Raw genomic sequence first — 18,177 nt, forward strand, 5'->3', positions numbered from 1 at the left:
TTATTCCTTTGTAATCTTTAAAAACTCTAATAACCTAAATGCTACATACTCATAGCCCGACTTAGTAAGATGTGTATTTTTTAATGATTTTTTATCATTTATCCAAGCAATTTTTCCCCCTTCTTTTTGCATTAAATTATCTATATCAAAAATATAAACACCACTTGTCTTTGCCACTTGTTTGATTAAAGTTTTTACTAAAGCATTATTCTCTCCTTTAACATAGTTTTTATTCACAAATAATGTTGGTTCTGGTGGGATTAATAATATTATTTTTGATTTTTTTGTTTTGAAAAGTTCTATAATATTTAAATAGTTATTAATGAAATTCTCTTGATTAATCTTATTTGACACACTCTCATTTGTGCCAAAAGAAAATATTATTAAATCATAATCTAATTTCTTAGCAACACTTTTAGCTAAGTTATAATCTATTCTTGAATAATTAAAAATACTAGCTCCATTAATACCTAAATTATCAATATAACTAGAATTATTAGTAATAAAACCACCGATTTTATTTGCCGTTGTAGAAAAATTAATCTGATTTGTATTTTTTTGATAATTTTTTATATTCCAAATTCCTGATTTAAATTCTAAATACTCAACATTATTAGCCTTGAATTTAAGATTTATATTAATTTCACATTTTGCATTGCAATTTGCATTAATTCCACCAAAACTTAAATTAGTTTTTGTATTTATCAAATACTCTACATTAAATCCTAAATTATTATAATCTGCTAAATACTGATTGTGCCATTTAGGTAAAATCGCAGGAACAAATCCTAAAGAGTGAATATTTAAAGCCTTTCTAAAATATTCGGGAATATAATCACTTGCTAAATGAGAATCTCCTATAAATGCTATTTTTTTATAAGGAATTAAAAGATTGCTTTTAGGTTTTACTTGGATTTCTTTTGGTTTATCAGACTGAAAATTAACTAAATTTGTTTTAACTTTTGCTTCTTTGCTTACAAGAATTTCATTTTGGCTTTTTTGAGATATTTTAGGGGATTTATAAATCTTATCTGTTTTTATCTCTTTTATAAATAAACTATCCACATAACTACAAGATGAAAAAAATATAACTATACTAAGATAAATAATAATTCTCATTGTATTTCAACTGTTTTAAAAAAATCTTGTGAAATCAACTCATACCCAAGTGGAGTAAAGTGTATGCCATCATTTGACCTAATCCTTTTGCTTTTGCCATCTATCTTGATATAAAAATCAAAATGCTCGGTTAATACAGAATCTAATTTTATGAATTGATAATTATTTTTTTTAGCCAATTCATAAAATACTTCATTTAATATTTTTATTTTTTCATTTTGCTCATCGTTTTTAACTACAGGTAATTCATACCAAAAAATATTAGCGTTATAATCTCTTGTAATTTTTACAAGTTCATCAATTCTTTTTGTATAAAAACTCTTCCATTCACTATCGCCAAATTTTAATACCTTGTTGTTTTCATTAGCATTCCATAAATCATTTACACCTACTAAAATTACTACATTTTTAATTGCACTTTCTTGTAAAGAAGATTTTAAAACCTTTGCATAATCATAGTATTTTTTCCTAAGTAATCCTGTACTTTGCTTTGCTAAATTCTCACATTTAATATTTTGTTTTTTTAAAGAATTGCATATGCTTAGCCCAACACCTTGCATTAAACTATCGCCTAATAAAATTACTCCATTATCTTTACTTAAAACTAATTTTTGATTATTGTGAATTTCTTGCTTAGCAATTAGCTTAATCATATATAAAGTATCAAGATAGCATTTATGAAATACCTTTATTTTATTATTGTTTTCATTGCTTATTTGTGGTTTTATTTCTTTTACCTTTGTAAAAAACACATTGTATTCTAAGTATTCTTTAAATTCATTACTTTTTTTAAAAAATGCAAAATCTAAATCTATATTTTTATGATAATTTACTTCATAATATTCTTTTAAAGAGTCGTTAAATAAGCTAATAAAAATAATGCTTGAACTAATAATTATTAAAACAAATTCTCTCATTAAAACCCTGCATATATAAAGTTAGGAATTCCACTTGGCATATAAATAAACACAATTAATAAAACTAGATTAATTACAATAATTTTTATAAAAATATTTAAATGTCTTAAAATATTTACAACCAATGCTAAGTGGTTTTTAGAATAAAAATTAATTATAAATAAAATAAATACTACTAAAAATATATAAATTTCTCTTTTATCAATGAAATTAAATTTCAAGAAAAATGAAAAATATTCTCTAACCTCATCAAAACTCACAAAATAAAAAAAGCTCCAAACAATGCTAATATAAGTAAAAGTTATAAATGAAGCTACAAATTTATTAAACCTATAAGAAAATAAAGAAATAAAAATCAGCCCTAAAGCGTGAGCTAAACCCCATAAAGCAAAATTATACGAATTTCCGTGCCAAATACCCGAAATAACAAAGGCAATAATAATATTTAAGCTTGTTCTATTTACCCTATTTCCACCAAGTGGAATATAAATATAATCACGAATAAAACTTGATAAACTAATATGCCATCTTTTCCAAAAATCTTGAATATTTCTAGCTTTAAATGGATTATTAAAATTCTTAGGCAATTTAAAGCCAATCATTAAAGCAAATGCGGAAACTAAATTAATATAAGCACTAAAATCTAAATATAGTTTGATTGAATACAAGTAAAAACAATTTAATAAACCTAAAAAACTTAAATTATTTAAATCATTTAAAAATGCGTAAAAATACTTATCCACAATAGGTAAAATCAAAAATACTTTTACTAAAGCAAATAATAAATTAGCTAGTATTAAATCCTTGTGTTTAAAGCGTTTTAAAGTATTAAATTGCTTAATAAAATCAACATATCTAAATATAGGACCACTAACAAAAGTAGCAAAAAAACTAAGATAAGTAAAAAGCGTTAAATAACCAACTGGCTCTTGTTTTTCTTTATACACCCAAACAATATAAGTAATTGCATTAAAAGTATAAAAACTAAGCCCTAAAGGAAAAATTATATCAGCAATCATAATATCAAAATAGCTTAGAACATAATCAACACTATCTTTAATACTTGAATAATATTTGAATATACATAGATTTAACACTATAAAAAATATAGCAGTATAAAAGATATTTTTAGAATTCCTAACATAAACGCTCAAAGCAAAAAAATGAATAAAAAAACTAAAAACAAGCACTACTAATAAGCAATAAGGATTAAATAAATATAGTATTAGTATATTAAACCCTAACAATAAAGCATTTTGCTTATTTTTGCCTAGCAAATTAAATACAATGAAAAATATAAATATTAATATTAAAAACTCAACAGAAAAAAAGCTCAAATCAATATTCCTTTAAAACATTTGCTAAGAATTTAGCACCATTTACATTTTCATATTCATATAAATTATTAGCGTATTCTAAGGCATTTGTTTTAAGTAAATTCAATACAAATTCTTTATTTAAATTCTTTTCTTCACAAATAAATGCTAGTTTGTTTTCTACTAAATGCAAGGCATTAAAATATTGATGATTTTTATAAGCATATTTATACGGCACAAAAAGTGTTGGCAAAGCTATGTTTATTAGCTCAAAACTAGCACTAGCACCTGCTCTACTAATAGCAAAATCAGCTTCTTGCATATATTTATCAATCTCTTTTGAAAAACCTATTAGTGTTGGTTTAATTTCGTATTTCTCATACGCTTTTTCGTATTTATCATACTCTTTAGCACCACATTGATGAATTAATTTAATATTTAATTTTAATAATTCAGGATAAAGCTCTAATGCAAAATCATTCAAAAATCTAGCTCCTTGAGAGCCACCTATTATTAAAATTGTTTTAATTTCGGTTCTTTTTCTTTTATTGAGTGCAAATTTTTCTTGCACAGGGTAAGGGCAAAACTCTTTTTCATAAGCTGAAAAAAACCTTTTAGCAAATGGTTTTGTAAGGCGATTTGCAAGACCCATTTTTGAGTTTTGTTCGTGAATTATTAGTGCTTTAAAACTAATAATTGCAGCTATACTAGCAGGCACACTTGAATATCCACCAACGCTTAAAACACAAGTAATTTTATGCTTTTTAAATATTTTAAGGCATTCAAAAACTAAAGCTATTAAAGAAAATAAAACTTTAATCTTGCCTAAAATTCCTTGATTTACGAAACCACTACTTTTTAAAAAATAGCAATTGCTACCTTCAAACCATAAACTATCTTGTCCTTTAGTGCTACCTATATAAACAAACTCATCTAATTCTTTTGACACAGCTTTAGCTACTGCTAAATGCCCGCCTGTTCCACCACCAGTAATTGCTATCATTCTTTATTTTCCAAATTAATATTTTCTCCTGTATTTTTAAAAATACTTAATAATATTCCAATAGCTATAGAATTAGCCAACATAGAGCTACCCCCGTAGCTTAAAAACGGCACTGCAATTCCTTTTAAAGGAATTAAAGAAATAATTCCACCAATATTCATTAAAAAAGTAGCCATAATACAAACACCATAGCCTATACAAAACAAATAATTTTGCTTATTTTTCATATAAGTTGATAGTTTTAATACCGAAGCTATTAAAAAACCAAATAATAAAGAAACAAACAAAAATCCTAAAAATCCTATTTCTTCGGCAATGCCTGATAGGATAAAGTCAGTATGAACCTCACTTAAAAATCCTAATTTAAAAACCCCTAATCCAAATCCTTGCCCTAATAAATCTCCATTTGTAATAGCATTTAAACTATGTGATATTTGATAAGGCTCACTTGAATGGGCTATTTTAAGACTTTCTTGAATGCTTTCAGGGAAAATTGGTAAAACAAAATCTTGAATACTACCCCACCACTCAAGCCCTCTTTCAAGTCTTCTAGGATTATAAGCTATTAATGAAATTCCAGCAGCAATTGCAGCTAAAAATAAATATAAAATATTTCTAAACCTAACCCCAGCAGCTAATGCCATAATAAACAATGTAACAGCAGTTACAACACATTGTCCTAAGTCATTTTGAGTAATATAAGCATAGCCAAAAATAAAACAATATATAGCTATAGTTGGAGCTAATAATCGCAAATCTTGTAAAAATTTTCTTTTATTTTCATCAATCTTTCTTGAATATGTAAAAGCCAAAAAAGCTATAAAAGAAATTTTTACAAATTCTAATGGTGCAATGGAAAAACCAAAAAGCCTAATCCATCTTCTAGCTCCTTTAGTTTCAACAACTAACGAAGCAGGTAAAAATGGTAAGACAAAACAAGCTAAAACACTGCAACCTAAAATAACATATAAAATTCTATAACAAGCCTTTTCGCTAATTAATTGAAAGGTAAAAATAATAAGCACTCCAACAATCGCAAAAAGGGTTTGAGAAAATAAAAAACCATAAGGAGATTTTTGTCCCCCATAGTTAAAAAAACCCATAGAAAAAACAAAAACTATGCTAAACATCATAAGTATTAGCACTATTTCAAAAATTCTTAAATGGGTTTTAATCAATTTTATTGCCTTTTGCCACTAATTGATTGTAAAGCTATTATTAATTCATCTAAATTTTCATAAGGAATATGAACTTTCCATTCTGGAATATTTTCTTTTAAACACACAGCTATGCTTAAAACATCATTGCTACCATCTCCATAAGGGTTTTTAATATTAGCTAATGATATTTTGCCACTTTGAGTGCCTTTGAGTAAAATTGAACTAATTAGTTCAGCTTTCATTTATTAATCCTTTTTAATTTTGCTTGCATTTTTAGCCACTCACTTTGCTCCATTATAGGAAATCCACCATAAACCTTACCACCAGCTAAATCTTTACTAACTCCGCCCCTAGCAGCAATAATAGCACCATCGCCAATTTTTAAATGCCCACTCGTTGCACTCTGACCGCCCATTACGACAGCATTTCCAAGCTCACTTGAACCCGCAAGTCCTGTTTGAGATACTACTAAGCAACCTTGACCTAAAACACAATTATGTCCTATTTGAACTAAATTATCAATTTTAGTGCCTGTTTTTATAAGTGTTTTTGAAAACACTGCTCTATCAATACAAACGCACGAACCAATCTCAACAAAATCTTGTAATTCTACATAACCATTATGATAGATTTTAAAATGTCCTTTGCTATTACTTGCATAGCCAAAACCATCGCTTCCAATAACACTTCCAGCGTGAATTATACAATGATTTCCTATTACACTATCATTGTAAATTGTAACATTTGGGTATATTATTACATTATCTTTAATACAAACTCCATCGCCAATATAAGCACCTGCTAAAATAGTGCAATTACTTCCTATGCTAACATCTTTACCTATATAAACATTTGGCATTATTGTTGTATTTTCGCCTATGATTGCGTCTTTACCAACTCTAATTAAATCCTTAGAAAATACCTTACTAAACAATGCAAAAATATATTTTGGGTCTTCGCAAATAACTGCTTTTACATTTGTTGGTAAAAGATTTGCTAATTTTTCACTAATTAATACCGCACCTGCTTTTGTAGTTTTTAAAGCATCACATTCTTTTATACAAAAACTAAGCTCATTTTCATTTGCATCTTCTAAGGAATTTAGATTTGAAATTTGCATTTCAAATTCTATTTTAATTCCTACATTTTCACATAATTCTTTTAAACTTTTCATATTAATTTTCCATCAAAACAACGCCGCTTCTAGCACAATCTTTAGGATTGTATTTTTTAATTGTCTTTAAAAAATTATCCACTCTATCGCTAGTATCATTTACGCAAATTGTCATATATTCATCATTTGAGTGAGCTATTGTTCCATTATAGCCTTTTAATAAACTATCAAGACCAGCTAGATTTTGGTCTATATTGATTTTTACCAAAACACATTCACGCTCAACAAATTCGCAATCTTCAAAAACTTTATAAGTAGAAATTAATTTGTGAAGTTGTTTAGTAATTTGCTCAAACACAGCTTCATCTCCACTTGTAATTATATTAATTCTTGAAAACTCTGTCCCTGCAATAGGAGCAACAGTTAAGCTATCTATATTATAACCACGACCAGAAAATAACCCTACTACTCTACTTAAAACCCCGTGTTGGTTTTCTACAATAACGCTTAACGCCCTTCTCATTTGCTATCCTTTGTGATTAATTTTTGTGGTAATATCATATTATAAATTGCAGCACCTGCTGGAACCATTGGTAAAACATCTTCAAATCTTGAAATAACAACATCAATCACGCAAGTTCTAGGGCTTTTTAAACATTCGTGATATGCTTTAATAAATTCATCTTTACTTTTTACTCTAAAGCTATCACAGCCAAAACTTCTTGCTAACATTTCATAATCAGGTTGCACATCTTCAAGATTAGTTTCTGAATATCTTTCATTATAAAATCTAGTTTGCCATTGGCGAACCATTCCTAAATAAGCATTATTTAAAATAATATTAATTACTTTTTTACGCTCTGCAGTTAGCGTCATTAACTCTTGAATATTCATCAAAAACGAACCATCGCCAGCAAAATTAAGAACTACTTCATTATTTTTTGCAAATGCAACTCCTAAAGCAGCAGGAATTGAATATCCCATAGTTCCTAAACCACCACTTGTACTAAGTCTTCTTGGCTCATTGAATTTAAAAAATTGTGCTACCCACATTTGGTGTTGCCCTACATCGGTAATAATATTTGCATTAGGAGTAATTTTCGCACATTCATTAATTACCCATTGTGGTTTTAAGATTTCATCGCTATCTTCATAACTAAATGATGGATATAAACTCTCGTGTCTATCTAAAACACTATGCCAAGTTGATAAATCAAATTCAAATTCTTTTACCTCATCTAAAAGATCGCTAATAACACTACCAACATCTCCAACTATAGGAAAATCAGCTTTAATGATTTTAGAAATTGAAGTTGGGTCAATATCAATATGAGCAATTTTTGCTAATTTTGCAAACTCGCTAGTTTTACCTGTAATTCTATCATCAAATCTAGCACCTAATGAAATTAATAAATCACATTCACTCATAGCCATATTAGCTCTATAGCTTCCGTGCATTCCTGCCATTCTTAGATTATACGGATTATCGTGTTCTAATACTCCTAAACCCATTAAAGTGCAAACCGCAGGAACTTTAGTTTTTTCCACAAATTTACGGATAGCCTCGCTAGAATTTGAACTAATGCAACCACCACCTATATATAAAAGTGGTTTTTTAGCTTCCATTAAAGCACTTGCTAGGCGTTTAATTTGTCTTGGATTGCCTTTATAAGTTGGCTTATATGTTTTCATATTTACTTCACTAGGATATTTAAATTCGCCTTTAATAGCTGTAATATCCTTTGGAATATCAATGTGAACAGGCCCTGGACGACCACTTCTTGCTATAAAAAAAGCTTCTTTTAAAACTCTTGGTAATTCTTCAATAGTTTTTACTAAATAAGAATGCTTTACACAAGGCCTACTCATTCCAACTGCATCAATTTCTTGGAACGCATCAGTTCCTATTAGTGAATTTGCAACTTGAGCTGAAATTAAAACCATAGGAATACTATCAGCATAAGCTGTAGCAATCCCTGTTAAAGTATTTGTAAATCCTGGACCACTTGTAACAATAGCAACTCCAACTTTACCACTAGCCCTTGCATAGCCATCTGCTGCGTGAGCTGCACCTTGTTCGTGACGAACTAAAACATGTTTAAAATCATTTTGTTTATATAATTCATCATAGATATTTAAAGCTGCTCCACCAGGATAACCAAAAACTACTTCAACACCTTCTAGCTTTAAAGCTTCACAAATCATCTTTGCACCTGTAATCATACTGCCTCCATTAGGTTTTTTCTTAGGATTTAATCAAATTTTGCTTATTTAATAATTAATACAAATTAAAAAGAATGAAAAATGTAAAAAAAATAAAATTTAATTAATAAAAATTTATCTAATATATTTATTATTTACAAAAAATTAAAAGGATTTAGAATGAAAATTTCACTTAAGATTAGTATATTGGTATTTTGTTCATTATTGCTATTAGTAGTATCACTTAGCTTTAATTCTAGTTTAATGTTTGATAAGTTAGAAAACAAAATGCTAACTGAAATTGAAAACGAAAGCATATATCTTAGAAAAGAACAAGTAAAAACTTTAGTAGAAAGTATGGTTCAATATACAAAAACAACATATAAAGATTTAGAAAATCAAAACAAATTAAAAGAATTTAATGACATATTAAAAAACAAATTAGATGAAGTAAGATACGATAACAATACTAAAGGATTTTTAGTATTTCAAGAAGATGGTTTAGTTGTGTATCACACACTAAAAGATTGGATTGGAACTAATAAAATTAATTCAGTTGATACCAATAATAAAGCTTTCATACAAGATATAATCAATGCTGGAAAAAATGGTGGTGGCTTTAGCGAATATGAGTTTAAATATAAAGATAAAACTACTAAGAAATTCTTAGCATATTCATTACAAGATAAAGCTAGTGGCTTGATATTTAGCACTGCAGTTGATTTAGATAGTGTTTATACATTTTTAGATAAAAACGCAAAAGAATTAGGCGAAGAACAATTTAAAGAATTAATAAAATTTATAATTATTAGTGCAATTATTTTCATAGTTTTAATGCTTATTGCATATATTTTCGCAACTTTATTTATATCAAAACCTTTAAAAATATTAGAGATTAAAGCAAAAGATTTAAGCAGTGGAGATGGGGATTTAACTAATAAATTAGAAGTAAAAGGAAATGATGAAATAGCTCACGCTTCAAGTGCTATTAATGAATTTTTAGAAAAAATAAGAATTTTAATCAAACAAGCTAAAAATATTTCTAACGAAAATGCTTCAATAGCAAGTGAATTAGGCAATACTAGTCTTCAAACAGGAAAACGCGCTGAAGAAGGCAGTGAAATAGTAAATCAAATAGCTAAAAAAGGACAAAATACCAAAGAAAGCTTAGAAATAGGAGTTCAAAAGGCTAAAGAAGCTACTATAAAATTAGATGAAGCTTTAAATATGATGGAAACTTCAAATAAAGAAATTAATATATTAAGTAATAAAATTATAAATAGTGCAAGTATTGAAAGCGAACTTGCTATGAAAATAGAAAAGCTTAGCACAGATGCTGATAATGTAAAATCAGTATTAGAAATCATTAACGAAATTGCAGACCAAACAAATCTTCTTGCACTAAATGCCGCTATTGAAGCTGCACGTGCAGGCGAGGCAGGTCGTGGGTTTGCCGTAGTAGCTGATGAAGTAAGAAGCCTAGCTGAAAAAACACAAAGAAGTCTTAGCGAGGTGAATGCTACTATAAGCATTATAGTTCAAGGTATAAAAGACGCAAGTGAGCAAATGAGTATTAACTCAAACCAAATGCAAGATTTAAGTAATATTGCAAATTCTACTAAAGATAATATGAATATTATGAAAAATAGCGTAGCAAAAGCTATTAGCTCAAGTGAAAAAACCGTGAATGATTATATAAATACAAGTAAAGATATGGAAGAAATTCTAAATAATTTAAACAATATGAATACAATAACGAACGAAAACGCAAGAAGCGTTGAAGAAATAGCTGGTGCAGCAAATCACCTTAGTGAAATGACTGAAGAGCTAAATAAAAAATTACAAGAGTTTAGAACATGAAAAAGATATTATTTTTAATTAGTATGAGTTTAGTATCAATGGCTGATTATTTAAGTGATTGTGAAAATAGCAAAATCCCTGCTGCTTGTTATAATCAAGGTGTAGTTGAATATAATCAAGATAATTTAGGTCTTGCTATAAGACATTTTACCCTAGCTTGTGATGGCGATATTTATAATGCTTGCTACAATTTAGGGGTAATTTATAGTAAAAATAACGAAAAAGATAAAGCAAGTAAATATTATGAAAAATCTTGCGATAATGGAAATTATGAAGCTTGCTTTTATGCAGGGATTAATACTCAAGATTTTAATAAATCAAAAGAATATTTAGCAAGAGCTTGTGAAAATAGCCATAAAGACGCTTGCTATAATTTAGGAATACTATTTAAGAAAAATCAAGAATTTGATAATGCAAAAATATATCTAAAAAAAGCTTGTGATGATAATTTAATCCCAGCTTGTTATGGCTTAGGCAATTTATATGCTAATGAAAAAAATAATAACTTAGCTATTAAATATCTATCAATTGCTTGTTCTGCTAAAGATTATAATGCTTGTTATAATTTAGGTAATGTATATTATGAATTAAAAGATTATGATAAAGTAGCTAGTTTGTGGAATCAATCTTGCGATAATAAAGACGCATATGCGTGTAATAATTTAGGCGTTATGTATCATAAAAAAGATAAAAATATGGCTAAATTGTATTATAAAAAATCTTGTGATTTAGGAAACAATATAGCTTGTGAAAATCTAAAAATACTTGAATAATTTAGGAATTTATTTCCTAAATTAAAATTCTTCAGTCTCGCTTGGTTCGTTGTCTTTTCTAAACTCAAGTTGTAAAAATTTCGCTTTAGAAGCTTTAAAATCAAAATGAATTTCTTTTAATTCCCCACTTCTATTCTTAGCAATATCAAGTATAGCGTGGCGTTCTGCTAAAATAGTCGGATCATCATCAGCCTTATTAATAAATAATATCAAATCAGCATCTTGTTCTATACTACCACTCTCACGAATGTCTGAGAGCATAAGTTTTTTATTCATCCTAGAATCTACCGAACGATTAACTTGAGAAAGAGCTAAAATAGGGATTTTTAATTCTAATGCAAGTAATTTTAACCCCCTACTAATCTCACTTACTTGAATATGTCTATCAGCCCTTGTATTTAGTGAGTTCATAAGCTGAATATAGTCTAATACACATAAACCTATATTGTTATGCTCTTCTTTTAATCTTCTTAAAGATGAGCGAAGAAATTCTATATTTAAATTACCCTTATCATAAATATATAAAGTCTTTTCGCTAAGCATATTCGCACTCATTTGCATATTATTTATCTCATCTTCTGTTAATCTATCTCCTGTTAAGATATTTTGCAAACCTATTCCTGTATCTTGTGCTATTAATTTAGCCATTATCTTATAAGCTTCTGTTTCAAGACTATAAAACACTACTCCAACATCTTTTTTAAGTGCGTTTAACAAAATATTTAAAGCAAATGTAGTCTTACCCATACCAGGACGAGCTGCAAGAATTATTAATTCCCCTGCTTTAAAGCCCTTTGTATAATGATTTAATAAAGAAAAACCTGTATCAACCCCGATTACATCTTTATCAATTATCTTACTAACCCTATTTAATTCTTCATAAAACTCATTAACAGCAGTTCTTGAACTCTTTAAAGTATTATCACTAACGCCTGATACTAAAGAATAAATCTTAGCATTTAAATTATGCGTATAATCAATACTATCTTGCACACTGCTTAGCTCTTGTGTGCTTGTATTCATTAAAGAATTAAGCTGGTCTTTTACACTTAAATTCCTTAACATTTTTGAATATTCATCAACTTCTATGAAAGAATTTTGCTGCTCAAGTGCAGTCCAAAAACTATCCTTTGCACTTGCAAAAGAGATTTTTACTAATTTTAAATCCACACTCTCTCTAAGTCTTCTTTTATTTAATATAAACTCAAATATATCAGCGTGTAATCTATATGAAAAATCACTTGGCTTAATAATACTTGCAGCTATATCTATATTTTCATTATTTTCTATACAAGCTAATAAAATACTTTGCTCTAATTCAATATCAAAATACTTACTCATAATTCTTCCTTAATTCTTATTTTAATCTCTCGTAAAAATTAAAGAAATTAAAATAAGAATTTGAAATAGGAATTTCAAATTCTATTCTTCGTGAAGTTTTGCTTCGTCTAATACTTCATCTAAAAATCTATCTACTAAAGTATCATATTTACATTTTGCAACCACTTCGCCGTGTCTTATTACTAAGCCTTCATTTTTGCCAAACGCAATTGCTACATCAGCTCCTTTAGCTTCTCCTAAAGCATTTACAACACAACCCATTACGCTTATATTTAATGGTGCTTTAATGTGTTTTGTCTTTTCTTCAACCACTTTAACAGCACTTAATAAATCGCTTTGTATTCTTCCACAGGTTGGACAAGAGATTATATTTATACCGCTTTTTTGCACTCCGCTATCTTGCAAAATCGCTTTAGCGACCCTTATTTCTTCGCTAAGTTCTCCTGTCATAGAAACACGAATAGTATCGCCTATGCCATTTAATAATAACTGACCTATAGCAATTGAGCTTTTTATTGTGCTATGAAACTTAGTTCCTGCTTCAGTTACTCCTAAATGAAACGGATAATCACACAATTCTCTTAATCTCGTATAACTTTCTATTGTGCTTTGTGCGTCTGAAGTTTTAATACTTATTTTAATATCCCTAAAATCAAAATCTTCAAGTAATTTAATATTATAAACAGCACTCTCAAGCAAGGCTTTTACACTTCTGCCATATTTATTTTCAAATTGCTTTTCAATACTTCCGTGATTTACACCAATTCTTATAGGAATATTTCTTTGCTTACAAGCATTTACTACTTCTTTTATATTTTCTTTGCCACCGATATTTCCTGGATTTATTCTAATCCCATCTATAAATTCAGCACAATATAAAGCTAATTTGTGATTAAAATGAATATCTACAATTAGCGGCAGTGGGCTTTGCTTTTTAAGTTCTGCTAAAGCCCTTGCATCTTTTATATCCAAACACGCAACTCTTACTATATCAGCACCTGCTAATTTTAACTCAATTAATTGCTCTAAACATCCATTAATATCTTGAGTTTTTGTAAATAGCATTGATTGAACGCTAATTGGAGCATCACCACCGATTTTAACCCCGCCTACACTAATTTGCCTAGTTTTAAATCTAGGCTTAAAAAAATCACTTCTCATATTAATTTATATTGTATTTTTTAAGTAAAGCTTCATATTCGCTAGTTTTTATAAATTCTTCTAAAGCTTTATTTAATTTCTCTCTTAGCTCTACATTTTCATTTTTGCTAAACGCTATAGAAAATCCTTCTGTGCCATCATCTTCATTATAAAATTCAGCTAAATTAGGATATTTTGCTAAATATTCTCTTGCTACAAGTGCATCAAATGCTAAAGCATCTAATTTTTTATCATTTAAAGCCATTACTAAAACAACAGGATTTTCATTAGGTTGCACTAACGCACCTACTTGTTTTACTGCTGCTTCTTGAACCGTGCCTAATTGCACTCCTACTTTTTTACCTTTTATATCATCTTTAGTTGCGATACTACTATCTTTATGCTTTAGATAAATTGTCTTAGCTTTATAATAAACATTGCTAAAATCACAAGCTTTTTTTCTTTGTTCGCTTGAACTCATAGCACTCATAATAGCATCAATCTTACCTGCTTTAAGTGCTGCAATAAGTCCATCAAAACTCATAGCTTTAAACTCATATTTTATACCAGCAATTTTTGCTAAATTATCAAATAATTCAGCATCAAAACCACTAATCTTATCATCAACTAACATATCAAATGGGGGATAATCAGGAGAAATCCCAACTTTATAAACCTTGTCATTTGCATATAAACAAGCACTAAAAATCAGTGCAAACACTACTAATAAAAACTTTTTCATAACTACTCCTTATAGCCCGTATTTTTTGATAAGCTCATCATACTTACCACTTGCTTTTACTTCTTCAAGGGCTTTATTAATTATATCAATTAAGTCTTTATTTTTATCCTTTGCAAATGCAAATGCAAAACCTAAAGCCCCGTCATTTTCTTCATAAAAACTCTCAATTTCAGGATTTTTTGCCATAAATTTCTTAGCCACAAAAGAATCAAAAACAACCGCATCTATTTGCTTATTCACAAGGCTCATAACAACCACTGCTGAATCTTCGTGTAAAATCACATTAGCACCTAGCTTTCTTGCAGTATTTTCTTGAATTGTGCCAAGTTTAACTCCTGTTTTAACACCTTTTAAATCTTCTTTTGTAGTGAAAGTATCGCCCTTTCTTTTAAGATACATAGTTTTTCCAAAAAAATAAGGATTAGAAAAATCACAATTCTTCATTCTTCTTTCGCTAATACTCATTCCTGAAGCTATCATATTGATTTTACCAGCTACTAAAGATGGAATAAGCCCATCAAAACTCATATTAACAAATTCAATCTTAAGATTAGCAACCTTTGAAATCTCATTTACTAAATCAACATCAAAACCACTCAATTTACCATCAACCATCATATCAAACGGAGCGTAATTTGCCGAAATACCAACCTTAACAACTTCATTTGCATAAGCAAATAAAGTTATAAATAAAGCTAAAAAAATCTTTTTCATATCTAATCCTAATGATTTAAAACTTTGTTTAAAAACTCATTTAATCTAGCATTTGTGCTAGAGTTAAATACAACTTGTGGCGTATCATCTACTGCTATTTTGCCACTTTCCATAAAAAACACCCTATTAGCTACATTTTTTGCAAAACCCATTTCGTGAGTTACTAATATCATAATAGGAGCATTATCTCCACTTGCTATTTCTTTAATAAGTCCTAAAACTTCTCCTACCATTTCAGGGTCAAGCGCACTAGTTGGCTCATCAAATAATATAACTTCAGGCTCCATCATAAGGCTTCTTGCTATTGCTATTCTTTGTTTTTGACCGCCGCTTAATTTATGTGGGAAGAACTCTTCTTTATCAGCTAAACCAACTTTAGCTAAAAGATTTCTAGCTTTTTTAATAGCTTCATCTTTGCTTAAAATATTTAAACTAACAGGGGCTAAAATCAAATTATCCAATACATTTTTATTTGCAAATAGATTAAAATGTTGAAATACCATTGATACTTTTTGTCTGTGCTTATTAATATCAATTTTTTCATCTAAGATATTTTCATTATTGATTAAAATCTCTCCACTACTTGCAACTTCAAGTTTATTTAAACATCTTAAAAATGTGCTTTTTCCACCGCCACTAGGTCCAATAATAGCAATAATATCGCCTTTATTAATCTCTACACTAATATCTTTTAATACTTCTAAATTCCCGTAATTTTTGCATAAATTAGATATCTTAATCATTTCTTTTTAGCCTCATTTCTAATAATCTTACAAAACAAGTAAATACTTTAACACTAGCATAATACACAACACCTGCGAAAATATAAGGCTTAGGGTCGTATAAAAGTGATTGAAAAATCTTGCTTTGAAAAGTCAAATCAACAACGCTTATAAACGCAACTACTGAAGTTTCTTTAAACAACGATATAAACTCATTTGCTAAAGCAGGAATGATATTTTTAACAGCTTGTGGAAAAACTATCATTTTCATAGCTTGAAAGTGTGATAAACCCATAGACCTTGCTGCTTCCATTTGACCTTTATCAACGCTTTCAATCCCACTTCTAATAATCTCTGCAACATAAGCACTAGAATTAAGTCCTAAAGCAATAACAGCTACAAAAAATACATTTTCAACTTGAGCAAAAACCACAAATGCAAATATCATTAAAAGCAGCATTAATGGCATACCCCTAATTAAATCTAAATATTCATTGATTAACATTGTTAAAAATCTATTCCTAAGCACCAATAAAAACGCTAATAAAAATCCACCAGTAAGACCAATAATCAAACCAAGTGAAGTAAGTCCTAAAGTAGTGCCATAACTTTTAAGATAAGCTAAATGCTCTGCTTCGCTAAGTTCTTTAAATGGATAACAATAATAAGTAGTAATAATCACTATTGCAAGTGGAAAAATTACTTTAAAAATATTTTCTAAATTCTTCAATTTTTTTCCTTTAAACAAAATAATAAAAAGTGTAAAAACACAACTAAAAAAACGATTATAAATTAATGAGTATTATGTAGATGACGAAGATGATGACGGATAGTAAGATATTTGTTGTGCTTGATTAAATCTATAATTTTCATCTTTTCGTCCTTTAAAAAAAATAAGTTTGATTATCTCTTTTTTAGCTTAATGATTTATTAAATTTATTAATTTTTAAGCTTAAAAACTTTTTTGTATTTTTTTAAGATATTTAAAATAAGAATTTAAATTAATGTAAATAATTTTTATCATCTAATAATTTATTTTATAATTTTATTTTTATTTAAGGTTGGGGGGGGGGTAAAATTGGTATTCGATTTCAATTAAAAAAAGGATTACCAAATGAAACTTTCTTTCAAAATTTCATTAACAACTGCAAGTTTATTTGTAGTTTTACTTTTAGTTTTATCTTATATGCAAAGCAATAAGACAGAAGATATAATCATAAATAATTACGATTCTTCAATAGCAGGAGAATTGCAATTAAGAAATGCTTATGTTGATGAATATATCAAAACCCGTATTGAGCAAATTGAAAAAATTGCAAAAACTTTTGAAGATGCTGATGATTTAAGCCCAGAATTTATCAAGCAAATCATTAGTAGTGATAATAGGGTTTTAGATTTTCAAGGATTATTTATAGGCTTAGCAAATGGAAATGTTTATAAGGCTGAACCTGATTTAACTTTTAGATTAATCCCTAATTTTGATGGTAGAACTAGAGCTTGGTATAAAGAAGCAGTAGCTTTAAAAAAGGCTAGTAATTCATCAATTTATCAAGATGTCTCAAGCAAAAAATCAGCCACAACTATTTTTGCACCTGTGTTTAAAAATGATAAAATCGTAGCTGTAATTGGTGGAAATATACTAATAAATGATTTTAGCGATACCATTACAAAAATTAAATCTCATAATGATATTAGCACTTTAATTCTTGATAAAAATAATGAGATAATAGCTAGTGAAAACGCAAACGAATTAGGCAAACCTGAATGGCTTGATAGCCTAAATCAAAAATTATCTACGCTAAAAACTAATAAGAATTTAAATCATATTGTTTTTACAAAGGATAATAAAAATTACTTAGCTTATTGTATTATTAATGATATAAGTGGATTTAGTATTTGCACCATTATTTTAGAAGATGTAATAAATAATAGTGTAAATGATGCTAGAAATGCTACTTTAATAAGCTTTTTAATATTTTTAATAATAGTAATAGGATTTTTAAGTTTAATTATTAATTTTTATTTAAAACCTTTATCAAAAATCACACAAGGAC

18 protein-coding genes are annotated in these 18,177 nt (G+C 28.2%); 3 read left to right on the forward strand and 15 right to left on the reverse strand.

Going from position 1 to position 18,177, the window contains the following annotated elements; genetic code table 11:
• The 9 genes from AVBRAN12647_RS04870 to AVBRAN12647_RS04910 are packed head-to-tail and all read right to left on the reverse strand — an operon-like array spanning window position 1 to window position 8,852.
• Complete coding sequence (locus tag AVBRAN12647_RS04870; protein ID WP_214117885.1) at window positions 1-1,119, reverse strand: GDSL-type esterase/lipase family protein; 1,119 nt, start codon at window positions 1,117-1,119, stop codon at window positions 1-3.
• Window positions 1,116-2,036: a DUF459 domain-containing protein gene (locus AVBRAN12647_RS04875; protein ID WP_336607305.1), complete on the reverse strand. Its 921-nt coding sequence runs from the start codon at window positions 2,034-2,036 to the stop codon at window positions 1,116-1,118. The genes AVBRAN12647_RS04870 and AVBRAN12647_RS04875 overlap by 4 nt, the downstream gene beginning before the upstream one ends.
• The gene (locus AVBRAN12647_RS04880; protein WP_336614781.1) at window positions 2,036-3,373 is read right to left on the reverse strand and encodes an MBOAT family O-acyltransferase; all 1,338 of its coding nucleotides are present in this window, start codon (window positions 3,371-3,373) and stop codon (window positions 2,036-2,038) included. The genes AVBRAN12647_RS04875 and AVBRAN12647_RS04880 overlap by 1 nt, the downstream gene beginning before the upstream one ends.
• Before the next feature lies 1 nt (window position 3,374).
• Window positions 3,375-4,355, reverse strand: a complete 981-nt coding sequence (locus AVBRAN12647_RS04885; protein WP_214149782.1) for a UDP-N-acetylglucosamine--N-acetylmuramyl-(pentapeptide) pyrophosphoryl-undecaprenol N-acetylglucosamine transferase — start codon at window positions 4,353-4,355, stop codon at window positions 3,375-3,377.
• Window positions 4,352-5,533 (reverse strand): FtsW/RodA/SpoVE family cell cycle protein, encoded by a 1,182-nt coding sequence (locus AVBRAN12647_RS04890; protein ID WP_214117889.1) that lies wholly within the window; start codon window positions 5,531-5,533, stop codon window positions 4,352-4,354. The genes AVBRAN12647_RS04885 and AVBRAN12647_RS04890 overlap by 4 nt, the downstream gene beginning before the upstream one ends.
• A 2-nt stretch (window positions 5,534-5,535) precedes the next feature.
• The gene (locus AVBRAN12647_RS04895) at window positions 5,536-5,757 is read right to left on the reverse strand and encodes a hypothetical protein (RefSeq protein WP_214117890.1); all 222 of its coding nucleotides are present in this window, start codon (window positions 5,755-5,757) and stop codon (window positions 5,536-5,538) included.
• Entirely contained in the window at window positions 5,754-6,689 is a 936-nt protein-coding gene (gene lpxD, locus AVBRAN12647_RS04900) for a UDP-3-O-(3-hydroxymyristoyl)glucosamine N-acyltransferase (protein ID WP_214117891.1), read from the reverse strand. Before lpxD ends, AVBRAN12647_RS04895 begins: the two co-directional genes overlap by 4 nt.
• 1 nt (window position 6,690) lies before the next feature.
• Window positions 6,691-7,152 (reverse strand): acetolactate synthase small subunit, encoded by a 462-nt coding sequence (gene ilvN, locus AVBRAN12647_RS04905; RefSeq protein WP_214117892.1) that lies wholly within the window; start codon window positions 7,150-7,152, stop codon window positions 6,691-6,693.
• Window positions 7,149-8,852: an acetolactate synthase large subunit gene (locus AVBRAN12647_RS04910; protein WP_239803509.1), complete on the reverse strand. Its 1,704-nt coding sequence runs from the start codon at window positions 8,850-8,852 to the stop codon at window positions 7,149-7,151. The genes ilvN and AVBRAN12647_RS04910 overlap by 4 nt, the downstream gene beginning before the upstream one ends.
• Before the next feature lie 267 nt (window positions 8,853-9,119).
• On the opposite strand from AVBRAN12647_RS04910, the gene AVBRAN12647_RS04915 reads away from it, so the two are divergent.
• Both AVBRAN12647_RS04915 and AVBRAN12647_RS04920 read left to right on the forward strand, forming a co-directional pair.
• A complete protein-coding gene (locus AVBRAN12647_RS04915; RefSeq protein ID WP_442862273.1) occupies window positions 9,120-10,691 on the forward strand; it encodes a methyl-accepting chemotaxis protein in 1,572 nt (523 codons plus the stop codon).
• On the forward strand, window positions 10,688-11,464 hold the full coding sequence (locus tag AVBRAN12647_RS04920) for a tetratricopeptide repeat protein (protein ID WP_336607301.1): 777 nt from the start codon (window positions 10,688-10,690) through the stop codon (window positions 11,462-11,464). The genes AVBRAN12647_RS04915 and AVBRAN12647_RS04920 overlap by 4 nt, the downstream gene beginning before the upstream one ends.
• A gap of 21 nt (window positions 11,465-11,485) precedes the next feature.
• Here AVBRAN12647_RS04920 and AVBRAN12647_RS04925 read toward each other — a convergent pair whose 3' ends face one another.
• The 6 genes from AVBRAN12647_RS04925 to AVBRAN12647_RS04950 form a co-directional block, all read right to left on the reverse strand.
• A complete protein-coding gene (locus tag AVBRAN12647_RS04925) occupies window positions 11,486-12,805 on the reverse strand; it encodes a DnaB-like helicase C-terminal domain-containing protein (RefSeq protein ID WP_214117896.1) in 1,320 nt (439 codons plus the stop codon).
• Window positions 12,806-12,886: 81 nt separating this feature from the next.
• Complete coding sequence (ispG, locus tag AVBRAN12647_RS04930; RefSeq protein WP_214149785.1) at window positions 12,887-13,966, reverse strand: flavodoxin-dependent (E)-4-hydroxy-3-methylbut-2-enyl-diphosphate synthase; 1,080 nt, start codon at window positions 13,964-13,966, stop codon at window positions 12,887-12,889.
• A 1-nt stretch (window position 13,967) separates the two neighbouring features.
• The gene (locus AVBRAN12647_RS04935; RefSeq protein WP_214117898.1) at window positions 13,968-14,687 is read right to left on the reverse strand and encodes a transporter substrate-binding domain-containing protein; all 720 of its coding nucleotides are present in this window, start codon (window positions 14,685-14,687) and stop codon (window positions 13,968-13,970) included.
• A gap of 9 nt (window positions 14,688-14,696) precedes the next feature.
• The gene (locus tag AVBRAN12647_RS04940) at window positions 14,697-15,401 is read right to left on the reverse strand and encodes a transporter substrate-binding domain-containing protein (RefSeq protein ID WP_336614783.1); all 705 of its coding nucleotides are present in this window, start codon (window positions 15,399-15,401) and stop codon (window positions 14,697-14,699) included.
• 8 nt (window positions 15,402-15,409) lie between these two features.
• Entirely contained in the window at window positions 15,410-16,144 is a 735-nt protein-coding gene (locus tag AVBRAN12647_RS04945) for an amino acid ABC transporter ATP-binding protein (RefSeq protein WP_214117900.1), read from the reverse strand.
• On the reverse strand, window positions 16,137-16,853 hold the full coding sequence (locus AVBRAN12647_RS04950) for an amino acid ABC transporter permease (protein WP_250325159.1): 717 nt from the start codon (window positions 16,851-16,853) through the stop codon (window positions 16,137-16,139). The genes AVBRAN12647_RS04945 and AVBRAN12647_RS04950 overlap by 8 nt, the downstream gene beginning before the upstream one ends.
• 384 nt (window positions 16,854-17,237) lie before the next feature.
• Here AVBRAN12647_RS04950 and AVBRAN12647_RS04955 point away from each other — a divergent pair.
• A partial coding sequence (locus tag AVBRAN12647_RS04955; RefSeq protein ID WP_336614039.1) for a cache domain-containing protein occupies window positions 17,238-18,177 on the forward strand: 940 nt, incomplete at its 3' end.

Source organism: Campylobacter sp. RM12647, from assembly GCF_020138135.1.
In the GTDB taxonomy this organism is placed as follows: Bacteria; Campylobacterota; Campylobacteria; order Campylobacterales; family Campylobacteraceae; genus Campylobacter_E.